The 15,207-nt window shown below is 70.6% G+C and carries 13 protein-coding genes and 1 pseudogene; 3 read left to right on the top strand and 11 right to left on the bottom strand.

The features are described from left to right. Nucleotides 1-137: 137 nt before the first annotated feature. A complete protein-coding gene (topA, locus tag AB0D04_RS05075) occupies nucleotides 138-2,984 on the bottom strand; it encodes a type I DNA topoisomerase (RefSeq protein ID WP_362699510.1) in 2,847 nt (948 codons plus the stop codon). Nucleotides 2,985-3,466: 482 nt separating this feature from the next. Here topA and AB0D04_RS05070 point away from each other — a divergent pair, with 482 nt between their 5' ends. Together AB0D04_RS05070 and AB0D04_RS05065 are read left to right on the top strand one after the other, a co-directional pair. After that, complete coding sequence (locus AB0D04_RS05070) at nucleotides 3,467-4,129, top strand: hypothetical protein (RefSeq protein ID WP_362699508.1); 663 nt, start codon at nucleotides 3,467-3,469, stop codon at nucleotides 4,127-4,129. A gap of 5 nt (nucleotides 4,130-4,134) precedes the next feature. After that, nucleotides 4,135-4,539 (top strand): DUF2752 domain-containing protein, encoded by a 405-nt coding sequence (locus AB0D04_RS05065; RefSeq protein WP_362699659.1) that lies wholly within the window; start codon nucleotides 4,135-4,137, stop codon nucleotides 4,537-4,539. A 61-nt stretch (nucleotides 4,540-4,600) separates the two neighbouring features. Here AB0D04_RS05065 and AB0D04_RS05060 read toward each other — a convergent pair whose 3' ends face one another. From AB0D04_RS05060 to bldG, 7 genes are all read right to left on the bottom strand, one after another. Beyond that, a complete protein-coding gene (locus AB0D04_RS05060) occupies nucleotides 4,601-5,005 on the bottom strand; it encodes a hypothetical protein (RefSeq protein ID WP_362699506.1) in 405 nt (134 codons plus the stop codon). Between the two features lie 194 nt (nucleotides 5,006-5,199). Then, nucleotides 5,200-5,397, bottom strand: a complete 198-nt coding sequence (locus AB0D04_RS05055; RefSeq protein ID WP_362699504.1) for a hypothetical protein — start codon at nucleotides 5,395-5,397, stop codon at nucleotides 5,200-5,202. 121 nt (nucleotides 5,398-5,518) lie between these two features. Further along, nucleotides 5,519-7,057 carry a methyltransferase gene (locus tag AB0D04_RS05050; RefSeq protein WP_362699502.1) on the bottom strand — a complete coding sequence of 513 codons (1,539 nt, stop codon included), beginning with the start codon at nucleotides 7,055-7,057 and terminating at the stop codon, nucleotides 5,519-5,521. Between the two features lie 101 nt (nucleotides 7,058-7,158). Next, a complete protein-coding gene (locus AB0D04_RS05045; RefSeq protein ID WP_362699500.1) occupies nucleotides 7,159-7,743 on the bottom strand; it encodes a small secreted protein in 585 nt (194 codons plus the stop codon). Between the two features lie 216 nt (nucleotides 7,744-7,959). Continuing rightward, nucleotides 7,960-10,365, bottom strand: a complete 2,406-nt coding sequence (locus AB0D04_RS05040) for a sodium-translocating pyrophosphatase (protein WP_362699498.1) — start codon at nucleotides 10,363-10,365, stop codon at nucleotides 7,960-7,962. Between the two features lie 505 nt (nucleotides 10,366-10,870). After that, nucleotides 10,871-11,302 carry an ATP-binding protein gene (locus tag AB0D04_RS05035; protein WP_362699496.1) on the bottom strand — a complete coding sequence of 144 codons (432 nt, stop codon included), beginning with the start codon at nucleotides 11,300-11,302 and terminating at the stop codon, nucleotides 10,871-10,873. Nucleotides 11,303-11,410: 108 nt separating this feature from the next. Then, complete coding sequence (bldG, locus tag AB0D04_RS05030; RefSeq protein ID WP_046926810.1) at nucleotides 11,411-11,752, bottom strand: anti-sigma factor antagonist BldG; 342 nt, start codon at nucleotides 11,750-11,752, stop codon at nucleotides 11,411-11,413. 80 nt (nucleotides 11,753-11,832) lie between these two features. Here bldG and AB0D04_RS05025 point away from each other — a divergent pair, with 80 nt between their 5' ends. Beyond that, complete coding sequence (locus AB0D04_RS05025; protein WP_362699494.1) at nucleotides 11,833-14,277, top strand: DEAD/DEAH box helicase; 2,445 nt, start codon at nucleotides 11,833-11,835, stop codon at nucleotides 14,275-14,277. Between the two features lie 96 nt (nucleotides 14,278-14,373). Here the strand turns inward: AB0D04_RS05025 and AB0D04_RS05020 are convergent. The 3 genes and pseudogenes from AB0D04_RS05020 to AB0D04_RS05010 form a co-directional block, all read right to left on the bottom strand. Beyond that, nucleotides 14,374-14,607, bottom strand: a pseudogene (locus tag AB0D04_RS05020) (Rv3654c family TadE-like protein); the annotation flags it as partial. A 13-nt stretch (nucleotides 14,608-14,620) separates the two neighbouring features. Beyond that, the gene (locus tag AB0D04_RS05015) at nucleotides 14,621-15,001 is read right to left on the bottom strand and encodes a TadE family type IV pilus minor pilin (RefSeq protein WP_362699492.1); all 381 of its coding nucleotides are present in this window, start codon (nucleotides 14,999-15,001) and stop codon (nucleotides 14,621-14,623) included. Next, complete coding sequence (locus AB0D04_RS05010; protein ID WP_362699490.1) at nucleotides 14,988-15,188, bottom strand: DUF4244 domain-containing protein; 201 nt, start codon at nucleotides 15,186-15,188, stop codon at nucleotides 14,988-14,990. The genes AB0D04_RS05015 and AB0D04_RS05010 overlap by 14 nt, the downstream gene beginning before the upstream one ends. Between the last annotated feature and the right edge of the window lie 19 nt (nucleotides 15,189-15,207).

The raw sequence follows: 15,207 nt of genomic DNA, 5'->3' as shown, positions 1-15,207 counted from the left end.
GGGACCGTACGTACCGCCGGGCGGCGGCCGAACAAACAGGCGGGCCCGACGAACCGGAGTCCGCCTTGCCCGCCCTTGTCCCGTCGGTCAGCGACGTCGGTGCGTGGTGCCGTGCAGGGACATCACGCCGCGACGGCTCAGTCCTCGGCCGGCGCCGCCGTCTTCTTGGCCGCGGCCTTCTTGGTGGTCGTCTTCTTCGCCGCAGTCGTCTTCTTGGCCGTGGTGGTCTTCTTCGCCGCGGTCTTCTTGGCCGTGGTGGTCTTCTTCGCGGCCGTCTTCTTCGCCGGCGCCTTCTTGGCCGCCTTCTTCGCGGTCTTCTTCGCCGGCCCCTTGGCGCGCTTCTCCGCCAGCAGCTCATAGCCGCGCTCGGGCGTGACCGTCTCGACGTCGTCGTCCCGCCGCAGCGTCGCGTTGGTCTCGCCGTCGGTCACATACGCACCGAACCGGCCGTCCTTGACCACCACCGGCTGGCCGCTGACCGGGTCCGTGCCCAGCTCCTTCAGCGGTGGCTTGGCGGCGGCCCGCCCGCGCTGCTTGGGCTGCGCGTAGATCGCGAGGGCCTCGTCAAGGGTGATGTTGAAGAGCTGGTCCTCGGTCTCCAGGGAGCGCGAGTCCGTGCCCTTCTTCAGGTACGGGCCGTAGCGGCCGTTCTGCGCGGTGATCTCCACGCCCTCGGGGTCCTTGCCGACGACCCGCGGCAGCGACATCAGCTTGAGCGCGTCCGCCAGGGTGACGGTGTCCAGGGACATCGACTTGAAGAGCGAGGCGGTGCGCGGCTTGACGGCGTTCTTGCCGGTCTTCGGGGTGCCCTCGGGCAGGATCTCGGTGACGTACGGGCCGTAGCGGCCGTCCTTCGCGACGATCTCGTTGCCGGACTCCGGGTCGGTGCCCAGCGCGAAGTCGCCGCTCGGCTTGGCCAGGAGCTCCTCCGCGTAGTCCACGGTCAGCTCGTCGGGCGCCAGGTCGTCGGGGACATCGGCGCGCTGGTGTCCCTCGGTGTCCTTCTCCCCGCGCTCGACGTACGGGCCGTAGCGGCCGACCCGCAGCTTGATGTCCTCGCTGACCGGGAAGGAGGAGATCTCCCGGGCGTCGATCGCGCCCAGGTCCTCGACCAGTTCCTTCAGCCCGCCGAGGTGGTCGCCGTCGCCGTTGCCGGCATCCGCGGCGCCGCCCTCGCCATGGCCCTGGCCGAAGTAGAAGCGCCGCAGCCACGGCACGGACTGCGCCTCACCGCGGGCGATGCGGTCGAGGTCGTCCTCCATCTTGGCGGTGAAGCTGTAGTCGACCAGGCGGCCGAAGTGCTTCTCCAGGAGGTTGACCACCGCGAAGGAGAGGAAGGAGGGGACGAGCGCGGTGCCCTTCTTGAAGACGTACCCGCGGTCCAGGATCGTGCCGATGATCGACGCGTACGTCGACGGGCGGCCGATCTCGCGCTCCTCCAGCTCCTTGACCAGCGTGGCCTCGGTGTAGCGGGCGGGCGGCTTGGTGGCGTGCCCGTCGACGGTGATCTCCCGCGCGGCCAGCGCATCGCCCTCGGCGACCTGCGGCAGCCGGCGCTCGCGGTCGTCCAGCTCGGCGTTCGGGTCGTCGGCGCCTTCGACGTAGGCCTTGAGGAAGCCGTGGAAGGTGATGGTCTTGCCGGACGCGTTGAACTCGGCGTCCCGCCCGTCCGCGGCCCGGCCGCCGATCTTGACGGTGACGGAGTTACCCGTCGCGTCCTTCATCTGCGAAGCCACCGTCCGCTTCCAGATCAGCTCGTAGAGCTTGAACTGGTCGCCGGTCAGCCCGGTCTCGGCGGGCGTACGGAAGCGATCGCCGGAGGGGCGGATCGCCTCGTGCGCCTCCTGGGCGTTCTTGACCTTGGCGGCGTACGTGCGCGGCTTGTCCGGCAGGTAGTCGGCGCCGTACAGCTGCGTCACCTGGCGCCGGGCCGCGGTGACCGCGGTGTCCGAGAGCGTGGTGGAGTCCGTACGCATATAGGTGATGTAGCCGTTCTCGTACAGCTTCTGCGCCACCTGCATCGTGGACTTGGCGCCGAAGCCGAGCTTGCGGCTGGCCTCCTGCTGGAGGGTGGTCGTACGGAAGGGGGCGTACGGCGAGCGGCGGTAGGGCTTGGACTCGACCGAGCGGACCGCGAAGTCGGTGTTCTCCAGGGCGGCGGCGAGCGCCCGGGCATTCGCCTCGTCCAGATGGAGTACGTCGCTGTTCTTCAGCTGACCGTTGGGACCGAAGTCGCGGCCCTGCGCGACACGGCGGCCGTCGACGCTGTTCAGGCGCGCGACCAGGGTGGACGGGTCGCTGGCGTCACCGGCCCGGCCCGTGGCGAAAGTGCCGGTCAGGTCCCAGTACTCGGCGGAACGGAACGCGATGCGCTCGCGCTCCCGCTCGACGACGAGACGGGTCGCAACGGACTGCACACGGCCGGCCGACAGCCGCGGCATGACCTTCTTCCACAGGACCGGCGAGACCTCGTAGCCGTAGAGGCGGTCGAGGATACGGCGGGTCTCCTGGGCGTCGACCAGCTTCTGGTTCAGATCGCGGGGGTTCTCGACGGCCTCGCGGATGGCGTCCTTGGTGATCTCGTGGAAGACCATCCGGTGGACCGGGACCTTGGGCTTGAGGATCTCCTGGAGGTGCCAGGCGATGGCCTCGCCCTCGCGGTCCTCATCTGTGGCGAGGAAGAGCTCGTCCGACTCGGCCAGCAGCTCCTTGAGCTTCTTGACCTGGTCCTTCTTGTCGCTATTGACCACATAGATCGGCTGGAAGTCGGCGTCGACATTCACCCCGAGGCGGGCCCACGGCTCGCCCTTGTACTTCGCGGGGACCTCCGCCGCGCCGTTGGGCAGGTCGCGGATGTGCCCGACGCTGGCCTCGACCACATAGCCAGGGCCGAGGTAGCCCTTGATCGTCTTCGCCTTGGCAGGCGACTCGACGATGACGAGTCGGCGGCCGCCGCCCCCTGTGGCTTTGCTGGTCGCGGACAACTTCGCTCTTCTCTCCGGTCGACGCTGGGAATGTCCCCCGGCCGGACGCCGGGGGCCACTGCGGTGACGCTTGACGCTGCGGAGTGTGACGGTACCTCCCGCCCCCGTGTCAAACGGAAAAACCCCGCAACGCCACTCGAACGGTAACCCGACTACATAACTTCCTGCCGCCCCGGACCGCTCACGGCGCTTCCTGCGGGGCTTTGACGATCTTCGCCAGCAGGGCGGCACCCCTTCCGTACCCTGCCCCGATCCCGCGCCCGGCGCCATAGCGCAGCCGCCGGTGATCTCACACAGTGACGATCCCCACCACGACCGCCGCCGGATCGCGGCTGCTCACGAACCCGCCGACGGCCACAAGGCGGCCCGGAAGCCGCCGCTGTCTTGCTGGTACATGTCAGTTGGCTGGCAGGATGGACGCGGCACGGCCCACCGCTCGGGCCGGTAACTGCCGCCATCACGCACTCGGGGGGTCAACACCCATGGCGAACCAGTACCCCGGACCGCCTCCGGACGAGCCCGGCCAGAATCCGTACGCGAAGCCGGAGGCCGGCCCGGCGGCCGACAACCCGTACGCCAAGCCGGCCGACAGCGGGCCCGCCGGCGCCGGCTACGGCTTCCCGCAGGGCGGCCGGCCCGGTGAGCCCGGTTACGGATATCCGCAGACCCCGCCGGGATACGGCTACCCGAACGCGGCGCCGCCGCCCGTGGGCGCGCCGCCGGCCGCCGGGCCCGGATTCCCGCCGGGCGCGCCGCAGCAGCCCGCGCCCGGCGTCGTGCCGGGGCAGGCCCTGCAGCCCGCCGGTATGGCGCTGTCGCTCGGCGATATTGCGGTGACCGGCGACACGATCATGACGCCCGCCGGTCCGATGCCGCTCAAGGGCGCGGTGTGGACGGCGACCGACATGTCGCGGACCGAGGAGAAGATCCAGACGGCCGGCATCGTGCTCGCTATTGTCTTCTTCTTTTTCTGTTTGCTCGGTTTGCTCTTTCTTCTGATGAAGGAGCGCGTCACGATCGGGTTTGTGCAGGTCACGGTCACCAGCGGCGGCCGGCACCACTCCACGATGATCCCGGTGCAGTCACCCGAGCAGGTCATGTTCGTCATGAACCAGGTCAACTACGCCAGGTCGCTGAGCGTGTGAGCCATATGCCGCTCTCCGCCACGGCGATCCGCAAGCGCACCGTCCGCGTGGCCGCCCTCGGGCTGGGCGTCGGTGCGCTGGGCGCCGTCTATCTCTGGCACACCAACCCGCACCAGCCGGGCCAGGTGCTGCTCCCCTGCCCGCTCAAATGGGCCACCGGGGTGCTGTGCCCGCTGTGCGGCGGGACGCGGATGGCGTACGACCTGCTGCACGGCGATGTCGTGGCGGCCTTCCACGACAACATCGTGCTGTTCACGCTGGGGATACCGGCCGCCGTCTATATCGTCGCGCGCTGGCTGGGCGCGGGACTGCGGGGGCGGTACTGCCGGCCGCGGCTCAGCGCCCGCGGCAATGCCGTGGTGCTGGGTATCGCCGCGGTGTGGATGCTCGCCCGCAACCTCGGCGGCTGAGCCCGTCCGGATCGGTCCGGGTGGGATGCCGACCCGGACCGGCTCCGGCCGCCGCTGTGGCTCAGCGGACGGTGACGGTCACCACCGGCGATATCGCACCGCCCGAGCCGACCCGGAGCTGGTTGACTCCCTTGAGGCCGAGCTTGACCCGCACCGAGTACGTACCACCGGCATTGACCGGTGCCTTGGCGGGCAGCGCAACCCACTTGGTCCCCTGCTTCTGCTGGACGGTGACCTTGCTCCCCGTCTCGATGCCCTTCGCCGTGCCGGAGATCCGGAACTCCTGCCAGGCGTCGACGGTGGTCGCGCTCGCCTTGGCCGTCAGCTGCGCCGCGGTCGGGGCGGTGGCCACGACGGACGCCGGCGCGTCCAAGTGAGCCGGCTCGGCGAAGGCGACGGCCGACCCTCCGACGAGAACGGAGACGGCGACCGCACCGATGGCGACGTAGCGGAGTGCGCGATTCATGGGGTTTCCTCACTGACAAGCCGGTTCGTGACCTTCATCGAGAAACACGAACGGCACGATGCGGGGGTTCCCCGGTCCGCTGCGTGTCGGCCACCCGGAACACAACTGGCCGGAAGCGAACGCCCCTCGTCCGGCGCCCCGTTGACGGCCCGTCGCAGAGCGGGCCGGACCGGGCCGGGCCGGACCGGACCGGGCTACAGCGACGCCAGCAACCAGCCCCCCGCGCCCAGGAACACCACTCCGAACAGGAGCGCCGTCACGGCCCCCACCACCCGGCCGACGCCATCGGCAACCGGCGCCCCGGCCCGTACGCATACGCCCGTCCACAGCAGCAGTCCGGCACCGAACAGCGCAAAGGCCGCCCCTGCGAACGCCTCGGGTCCACTCTCCATACGAGCAGCGTGGCACCCACGGGCAGCGCCCGGGAGAACGCCGGATGAACGGCTTCCACTTGTGTCGTACGGATGCGCCGTACGGATAACGCCGAACGGGCGTCCCGTAGGGAGCCGCCCGCTAGCTCTCCGACGCCACCGGCTCCAGGAACCCCTGCTCGATCAGCATCCGGATCGACTCCGGCGTACGGTCCCGCAGCCGCACCGGGTCCTCGCCGACGAGTTGGGCGATGGCGTCCAGGATCCGCCCGGCGGGCAACGAGCCGTCACACACGCCGGCGAAGCCCGCGCCGACCGTGTCCACCTTCGTGGCCCGCCGCATGCCGCGGTTCTGACGCAGCACCACATGCTCGGGGTCCTCCGCCCCGGGCAGCCCGACCTGCTCCTGGACCACCTCGTCGGCGAGCCGGAAATGGGCGCCCAGCAGCGCCGCGTCGTCCGTGGCGCGCAGATAGTCCTGGCGGTCGAAGTGCCGTACGACCGACTCCCCCAGCGGCTGCTCCACCGGGTGCGGCCACTCCTCGACCGTGATGGCCGGAGTGTCGGAGCCGGACTTGCGCAGCGTGATCCAGCCGAAGCCGACGGCCTTGGTCCTGCGCTCCTCGAATTCGTCGAGCCAGGCGTCGTACCGCGCGGCGTACTCCTTCTCGCCGACGCGGTGATCGCCCGCATCGCGCAGCCACAGCTCGGCGTACTGCGTGATGTCCTGCACCTCCCGCTGCACGATCCAGGCGTCGCAGCCGCGCGGCACCCAGGAGCGCAGCCGGTCGTGCCACTCCTCGCCCTCCACATGCTGCCAATTGGCCAGCAGCTGGCAGTACCCGCCGTCATTGAGATGCGCCGCGGACTGCTGGACGAGGGTCCGGCACAGGTCGTCGCCGCCCATCCCGCCGTCCCGGTAGGTGAGGCGGGCGCCGGGAGAGATCACAAAAGGCGGGTTGGACACGATCAGGTCGTACGTCTCGTCGCCGACCGGCTCGAAGAGCGAGCCCTCCCTCAGGTCCGCCGGGCGCGCCCCGGACAGCGCCAGCGTCAGCGCGGCGATCCGCAGCGCCCGCGGGTTGAGGTCGGTGGCCGTGACGCGGGTGGCGTGCTGGGCGGCGTGCAGCGCCTGGATGCCGGAGCCCGTACCGAGGTCGAGGGCCTTGGCGACGGGCGTACGCGCGGTGATCCCGGAGAGGGTCGTGGACGCGCCGCCCACGCCGAGCACCAGCTCCGAGCGGTCCACCGCCCCCGCGCCCCGGATGCCGCCCGCACCGCCGACCGCGCAGCCCAGGTCGGAGACGATCCACCAGTCCTGCCCCTCGGGGCCGCCGTACGGCCGTACGTCCACCGTGGCGCGCACCTCGTCGCCGTCCCGCTCCAGCCAGCCGTCGGCGAGGCAGTCCGCCACCGGCAGCGCGGCCCGGGCCCGGTGCTCCGTCACGGGACGCTGGAGCAGGAACAGCCGCACCAGGGTCTCCAGCGGGCCGTCGCCGCGCGTGGCCCGCAGCGCCGGGACGGTCTCGCTGCGCGCCAGCGCGGCATAGGCCGGGGCGCCGAGCAGGTCGAGCAGGCCGTCGGCGGTGAAGGCGGCGGCCAGCAGCGCCTGGCGCAGCCGCTCGGTGCGGGCGCTGCTCTCGGGGTCCTGGGCATCTGCGGTGGGGAGGTGCGTACTCACGCTCCTATTGTCAGGCCAACCACTGACAATCGGCGACGGCCCGGCGCCACACCCCTCTCGGGCGCGTCGCCGGGCCGTTGCGGGCCTGCGGACGAGAACGGCTACGACGACTTGGGCGGCTTGGCCGACGGTGCTCCGGACCCGCTCTGGCTCTGGCAGCCCTTCTGATTGGCCATCGCCTTGCCTACGTCGCCGGACTCCAGCTTCTTGAAGGCCTGCTCGCTCTGGGTGTTGAGCTTCTTGATGCCCTCGGACAGATCGCTCAGGCCCGCCGCGAACTTCGCCTTGTCCTGGGTGTTCAGCGAGTCGATCTGCTTCTGGAGGCTCTCATAGCCCTTGGAGAGCGAGTTGAGCTCGTTGACCGCGTTCTTCTGGGCGTCCTGGCCGCCGTCACTGGGCGGGGCGCCCGCCTTGTCCAGGGACTTGGCCAACGAGGCGTAGGCGTCGGAGATCTTCTGGAAGGCCGCCGAATCCGTCTGCTGGATCTTCTTGGAGTCGGTGCTGCCGCCTTCGGTCGCCTGCATGGCGGCGTTCGCGTCCTGGATCGCCTTGAACTGGGCCTGCGCAGGATCGCAGAACTTCTTCGCCCAGCTGTCGAGTTCCTTGTTGCTGTCGTCGCTGCAGCCGGTCAGCGCGAGCAGGAGTGCCGCACCGCCGGACAGTGCAGCCACAAGCTTCTTGTTCACCGGATTGGTCCCTTCCATGGCTCTCGGCCCCGGAACATACACGTCCAAACGGCCTGGTCCATGGGTCGGGCAGCCCGTCCACCCCTCATTGCAGCCATTTGCACCAAGGAGTACGGGGCCGCACGGGCACAACGACGGCGGGTGGCCGGCGCCCGCAAAATGCGCCGTCCACCCGCCTGTTGAGCCGCTGTAGGGCCTTTTCGGAGGCCCCGTCGGTCAGGACACTGCGGCCGTCTCTGTCGACTTGGCTACTTTTTCCGAACTTCCGGAGTTGGATTCGTCACCTACGGCGATCCCGCGCCGCTTCGAGACGTACACCGCACCGACGATGACGACGAGCGCCAGCACCGAGACCACGATCCGCACCCCGGTGCTCTTGTCGTCGCCGTACGAGAACTTGACCACCGCGGGCGCGATCAGCAGCGCCACCAGGTTCATGACCTTCAGCAGCGGGTTGATGGCCGGTCCCGCGGTGTCCTTGAACGGGTCGCCCACGGTGTCACCGATGACGGTTGCGGCATGCGCCTCGCTGCCCTTGCCGCCGTGGTGCCCGTCCTCGACCAGCTTCTTGGCGTTGTCCCAGGCGCCACCGGAGTTGGCGAGGAAGACCGCCATCAGGGTGCCGGTGCCGATCGCGCCCGCCAGGAACGAGCCGAGTGCACCGACGCCGAGCGAGAAGCCGACCGCGATCGGGGTGAGCACCGCCAGCAGGCCCGGGGTGGCCAGTTCCCGCAGCGCATCCTTGGTGCAGATGTCCACGACCCGCCCGTACTCCGGCGTCTCGGTGTAGTCCATGATCCCGGGCTTCTCGCGGAACTGCCGACGCACCTCGAAGACCACCGCGCCCGCCGACCGCGACACGGCATTGATCGCCAGCCCCGAGAACAGGAAGACGACCGAGGCTCCGAGCACCAGCCCCACCAGGTTGTTGGGCTGCGAGATGTCCAGGCTCAGGCCCATCCCGCTCGCGGCACTGCCGATCTCCCGTACGGCGGTGCCGATCGCATCCCGGTACGAGCCGAACAGCGCGGCCGCCGCCAGTACGGCCGTCGCGATGGCGATGCCCTTGGTGATGGCCTTGGTGGTGTTGCCGACGGCGTCCAGGTCGGTCAGGACCTGCGCGCCGTCGCCGGTGACATCGCCGGACATCTCGGCGATGCCCTGCGCGTTGTCGGAGACCGGGCCGAAGGTGTCCATCGCCACGATCACGCCGACGGTGGTCAGCAGGCCGGTACCGGCCAGCGCCACCGCGAACAGCGCCAGCATGATCGACGCCCCGCCCAGCAGGAACGCCCCGTAGACGGCCAGACCGATCAGCACTGCCGAGTAGACCGCCGACTCCAGACCGAGCGAGATACCGGAGAGGACGACGGTGGCCGGGCCGGTCAGCGAGGTCTTCCCGATGTCCCTGACGGGACGCCGGGTGGTCTCGGTGAAGTAGCCGGTCAGCTGCTGGATCAGCGCGGCGAGCACGATGCCGATGGCGACCGCCACCAGGGCCAGCATCCGCGGATCGCCGGCGTGGCCCAGGACGCCCGCGTCGGTGACGCCCTTCAGGTCCGCGTAGCGCGACGGCAGGTACATGAACACCGCGGCGGCCACCAGGACCAGCGAGATGCCCGCGGAGATGAAGAAGCCGCGGTTGATGGCCGTCATGCCGCTGCGGTCGCTGCGCCGGGGCGCGACGACGAAGATGCCGATCATCGCGGTGACCACGCCGATGGCCGGGACCAGCAGCGGGAAGGCGAGCCCGGCGTTACCGAAGGCCGCCGTGCCCAGGATGAGGGCGGCCACCAGGGTGACGGCGTACGACTCGAAGAGGTCGGCCGCCATACCGGCGCAGTCGCCGACGTTGTCGCCCACGTTGTCCGCGATGGTCGCGGCGTTGCGCGGGTCGTCCTCGGGGATGCCCTTCTCGACCTTGCCGACGAGGTCGGCGCCGACGTCGGCGGCCTTGGTGAAGATGCCGCCGCCGACCCTCATGAACATCGCGATCAGCGCGGCGCCCAAGCCGAAGCCCTCCAGCACCTTGGGCGCGTCGACCGCGTAGACCAGCACCACGCAGGAGGCACCGAGCAGGCCGAGCCCGACGGTGAACATTCCGACGACGCCGCCCGTGCGAAATGCGATCTTCATTGCCTTGTGCGCGACCGCCGTAAGATCTTTTTCTTTGGTATCGCCTTCGGCCGGTGTGGCCTCCCTGGCGGCGGCGGCCACTCGCACATTGCTGCGCACGGCGAGCCACATGCCGATATAGCCGGTGGCCGCAGAGAATCCGGCACCGATCAAGAAGAAGGCGCTGCGTCCCGCGCGCTGCGTCCAATTTTCCGCGGGCAGCAGCATGAGCAGGAAGAACACCACAACGGCGAATACGCCGAGGGTCCGCAACTGCCGGGCCAGGTAGGCATTTGCGCCTTCCTGCACGGCCGCTGCGATCTTCTTCATACTGTCGGTTCCCTCGCCGGCCGCAAGCACTTGGCGGACCAGCACCGCCGCGACGGCCAGGGCAGCCAGCGCGACGACGGCGATCACCAGCACGATGCCGCGATTGCCCGACGTCAGCGTCGGTCCAGCCAGAATTGAGGGGGTGTCCAGCAACTGAGGGGTGTAAGGCCCCGCCATTCGTCCTCCTTGACGTTTGGCACATGGGCGCGCGGAAGCACGCTCAGGCGTCCTGAGCAAGATGTGGACGGATTGTAGGGAGCCGCACCTGATCAAAACAGGGCGCCTCAAAGGGAATTCGCCGGTAGCCGCGATGATCAAAAGGATGTCGGCCCCAGAATTCGCCCAGACGAAGGAAAGCGGCGAATTCGCTGACCGGTGACAGATGATCTCTCTGTCGTACTGATCGCCGCTGTTCAAGGACATGATGCGACCGCCCGAGCCGGATGTGGCCCGCGTGGCAACAGAGATAATTGGTTCGCCCGGATACCGCCGAACGGGTGGCGGGGATGGTCGCCGACCTCGTCGAGCCCGCTCAACGGAGCGTCAGATCGCGTCCGGATCGGAACGTTGGAGGGTGCCGGCACAGGGGCGGGCGGCGGCCGTCAGCGGTGCCCCGCGCGCATCGGGAACGGAGGGCACGGCCCAGCTCGTGGCCGCCCCAGTGGTGTGCCGCGCGGTCGCGCTACGGCAGGACCGCGGCCGGTGCCGTCGGCCAGCTCATCCGGATGACGCCGCCGCCCTCGCCGGTCGTCACCTCGACGTCGTCGACCAGCCCGCTGATGACCGCGAGGCCCATCTCGTCCTCGCCCTCGGGCTCGCTCTCCGCGCCGCCCTCGGTCTCGTCCGCGTGCGCGCCGGCGCCGCCCGGCACCTCGTCGCCCACCTCGATGGAGAACTTCTTCTCGTCCTCGATCAGCAGCACCCGCACCGGGGCCGCGATGTCGTTGCTGGCATGCAGGCCCACCGCACGGCTGCAGGCCTCACCGACGGCGAGGCGGACCTCGTCCAGCACGGCCTCGTCCACCCCGGCGCGCCTTGCCACGGCAGCGGCGACCAGACGCGCGGTCCGGACGTGCTCGGGAAGGGCGCTGAAGCGAAGTTCGACGGTGGCCATGCCATCCCCCTCGTTATGCGGACGTGCAACGCAGGGGGCCGGACGAGACGTCCGGTACCCCCCACTCCTTCCTTCCCCGCGCCTGGGGCGCGGGGCACCACCAAGCCGTCAGTCAGTCGCCGACACGGCTTCGTCGACCGAGGTGTGAATCGGGAACACCTTGGTCAGACCGGTGATACGGAAGATCTTGAGAATGCGCTCCTGGTTGCAGACCAGGCGCAGCGAGCCCTCATGGGCACGCACCCGCTTGAGCCCGCCGACCAGCACGCCGAGCCCAGTGGAGTCCAGGAAGTCGACACGTTCCATGTCCACCACGAGGTGGTAGCTTCCGTCGTTCACAAGCTCGACCAGCTGCTCACGCAGCTTGGGCGCGGTGTATACATCAATCTCGCCACCGACCTCGACGACCGTACGGTCGCCAACGGTCCGGGTCGACAGGGACAGGTCCACGGATCCTCCAGCACCTTGCTATCGAGCGGTCGCCCCCCTGGGGCCTCCCCACCGAAGTAGGGGCGGATCTGGCAGCCGCGATGGCATTCAATCACTTACCAGCAGGCGTGCACGACGCCTTGTCAGCATTGTCGGTCAGTCCGGTGACACACTCGATGCCGATGGCCTCCAATCGACTGCCGCAGGACGCGGGTGCGCGTCCCTCCCCAGGCATGATTCTCGACCGTCTCGCCCGGGGCGCGACCCGCGCTGCGCGCATCACTCATACGGAGCACTTGCCCCCGCGCATCGGCAGCCATGCCGACTGGCCCGAAGAGATCCGGCCGGAAGTGATCGAGGCCATCCGTTCGGCCGGAATCGATCGTCCCTGGGCCCACCAGGCACGGACATCCGAACACGCGCTGCGCGGCGAGTCGGCCGTCGTCGCCACCGGGACCGCCTCGGGCAAGTCCCTGGCGTATCTCGCACCGGTCCTCTCGACGCTTCTGGACGGCTCCGAGGCCCCCAACGGCAGGGGGGCCACGGCCCTGTATCTGGCGCCCACCAAGGCACTGGCGGCCGATCAGCGGCGCGCCGTACGCGAGCTGGCCGCCCCACTGGGCTCGGCCGTGCGGCCCGCGGTCTACGACGGCGACACCCCGGCCGAGGAGCGCGAGTGGGTACGCCAGTACGGCAACTACGTCCTGACCAACCCCGACATGCTGCACCGCGGGATCCTGCCGGCCCACCCCCGCTGGTCCTCCTTCCTGCGCGCCCTGCGCTATGTCGTCATCGACGAGTGCCACTCCTACCGCGGCGTCTTCGGCTCGCATGTCGCCCAGGTCGTCCGCCGGCTGCGGCGGATCTGCGCCCGCTACGGCTCCGAGCCGGTCTTCCTGCTGGCCTCCGCCACGGCCGCTGAGCCGGGCGAGGCCGCGACCCGGCTCACCGGGCTGCCCGTGGTGGAGATCACCGAGGACACCTCGCCGCGCGGGGAGCTGGTCTTCGCCCTGTGGGAGCCGCCGCTGACCGAACTCCACGGCGAGCAGGGCGCCCCGGTACGCCGCACCGCCATCGCCGAGACCGCCGATCTGCTCACCGACCTCGCCGTCCAGGGCGTCCGCACCGTCGCCTTCGTACGCTCCCGGCGCGGCGCCGAACTGATCTCCCTGATCGCCCAGGAGCGGCTCGCCGAGGTGGACCGCTCGCTGCCCGCGCGGGTCGCCGCCTACCGGGGCGGCTATCTGCCCGAGGAACGCCGCGCCCTGGAGCGCGCCCTGCACAACGGCGACCTGCTCGGTCTGGCCGCCACCACCGCCCTCGAACTGGGCGTGGACGTCTCCGGCCTCGACGCCGTGGTCATCGCCGGATATCCCGGCACCCGCGCCTCCCTGTGGCAGCAGGCCGGGCGCGCCGGCCGCGCCGGGCAGGGCGCCCTCGCCGTCCTCGTGGCCCGCGACGATCCGCTGGACACGTATCTCGTCCACCACCCCGAGGCGCTCTTCGACCAGCCAGTCGAGTCGACCGTGCTCGACCCCGACAACCCCTACGTGCTCGCCCCGCACCTGTGCGCGGCCGCCTCCGAACTTCCGCTCACCGAGGCCGACTTCCCGCTCTTCGGCCCCGCGACGGCCGGACTGCTGCCGCAGCTGGAGTCCGCCGCGCTGCTGCGCCGGCGCGCCACCTCCTGGTACTGGACGCGCCGCGAACGGGCCGCCGACCTCACCGACATCCGCGGCCAGGGCGGCTCGCCGGTGCAGATCGTGGAGGCCGGCACCGGGCGGCTGCTGGGCACCGTGGACGCGGCCGCCGCGCACACCGCCGTCCACGACGGCGCCGTCCACATCCACCAGGGCCGCACCTACGTCGTCCAGCACCTCGACCTGGACGACGACGTCGCCCTCGTCGAGGAGGCCAGCCCGCCGTATTCCACGACCGCCCGCGACACCACCGCCATCTCCATCCTCGAAACCGACACCGAGATCCCCTGGGGCGATGCACGGCTGTGCTTCGGCTCCGTGGAGGTCACCAACCAGGTCGTCTCCTTCCTGCGCCGCAAGCTGATCACCGGCGAGGTCCTGGGCGAGACCAAGCTGGACCTGCCGCCACGGACACTGCGCACCCGCGCGGTGTGGTGGACGGTCACCGAGGACCAGCTCGACGCCGCCCGGGTCAACCCCCAGCAGCTGGGCGGTGCGCTGCACGCCGCCGAACACGCCTCCATCGGCATGCTCCCGCTGTTCGCCACCTGCGACCGCTGGGACATCGGCGGCGTCTCCGTCCCGCTCCACCCGGACACCCTCCTGCCGACCGTCTTCGTCTACGACGGCCACCCCGGCGGCGCGGGATTCGCCGAGCGCGCCTTCCACACCGCCGCCGACTGGCTCACCGCCACCCGCAGCGCCATCGCCGCCTGCGAGTGCGAGGCCGGCTGCCCGTCCTGCATCCAGTCCCCCAAGTGCGGCAACGGCAACGATCCGCTCCATAAGCGGGGCGCGATCCGACTCCTGGGCGAGCTGCTGCGGGGGGCTCCGAAGGAGGCTTAGGGGGTGTGGTGCGCCGCCCCCTGCCGCATCCGTCGCCGGACCCGCTCTGGCCCGCACCTGCGCCGTGTACGGACCGCTGCCGGCCTCGGCCGATACGTCGGCGACCGGCCCTGCCAGGGAACAGCGCACCAGGCGGGTGTGCTGCGCGACCGCCACCCGCCGGGCCGCCGCGCAGGCCGCGGGCCGGCCCTGGAGGGCACGGTCCGCGGCGGCCAGCGCCGCCAGATCCGCGGCACCGCCCGCCCGGTGCCGTGCCGTGACGGCCTGGCCCACGCCGATCAGGGCGGCGAAGACCGCGCACAGCGCCGCCGCCGCGAAGACCGTCCACACCGTCGCGAACCCTTCATCGCCGCCCCACCGTCTCCTCCGCAAGAGCCACCGCCTCCCCTCCGACCTGCGCCGTCAGCCGGCCCGGACCGGGCAGCTCGGCCTCGACCCGTACGCGCACCAGGTCGCCCTCCTGCGCCAGCGCGACCCGTGCACCCCGTGGAGCCGCGCCCCTGGCCGCCTGGATCACCGCCGCGCGCGGTTCCGAGCGGGCCGCCGCCCGCGCCCCGGCCCGTGCCGCGTCCACACACTCGATTCGGGCGCAGACGGCCATCAGGCCCCAGATGAGCGCCCCCGCGACCGCTACCAGCAGCGGCAGCACCATGGCCGTCTCCGCGGTCACAAATCCCGCGTCGCGCGCGATCCGGCCGCGCGGGGCGGCGTCAGAACTGGACATCGAACGCCCTCTTCAACGCCGCTTGCAGCAGCTCCGCCATCACGCCGCTGGTCACGACCTTGTAGAGCACCGCCGCCACCGCACAGGCCGCGAGCGTGCCCATGGCGTACTCGGCCGTGGCCATCCCCCGGTCCGCCTCCGCGGTGCGCAGTCGCAGCCACCACCGTCGGGACAGCCCCCGAGACATCCCCCGAAACCTTCCTTGC

Origin of the sequence: Streptomyces sp. NPDC048483, from assembly GCF_040651455.1 — a bacterium.
Classification (GTDB): Bacteria; Actinomycetota; Actinomycetes; order Streptomycetales; family Streptomycetaceae; genus Streptomyces.
This window is presented reverse-complemented; position numbering and strand designations above follow the sequence as displayed.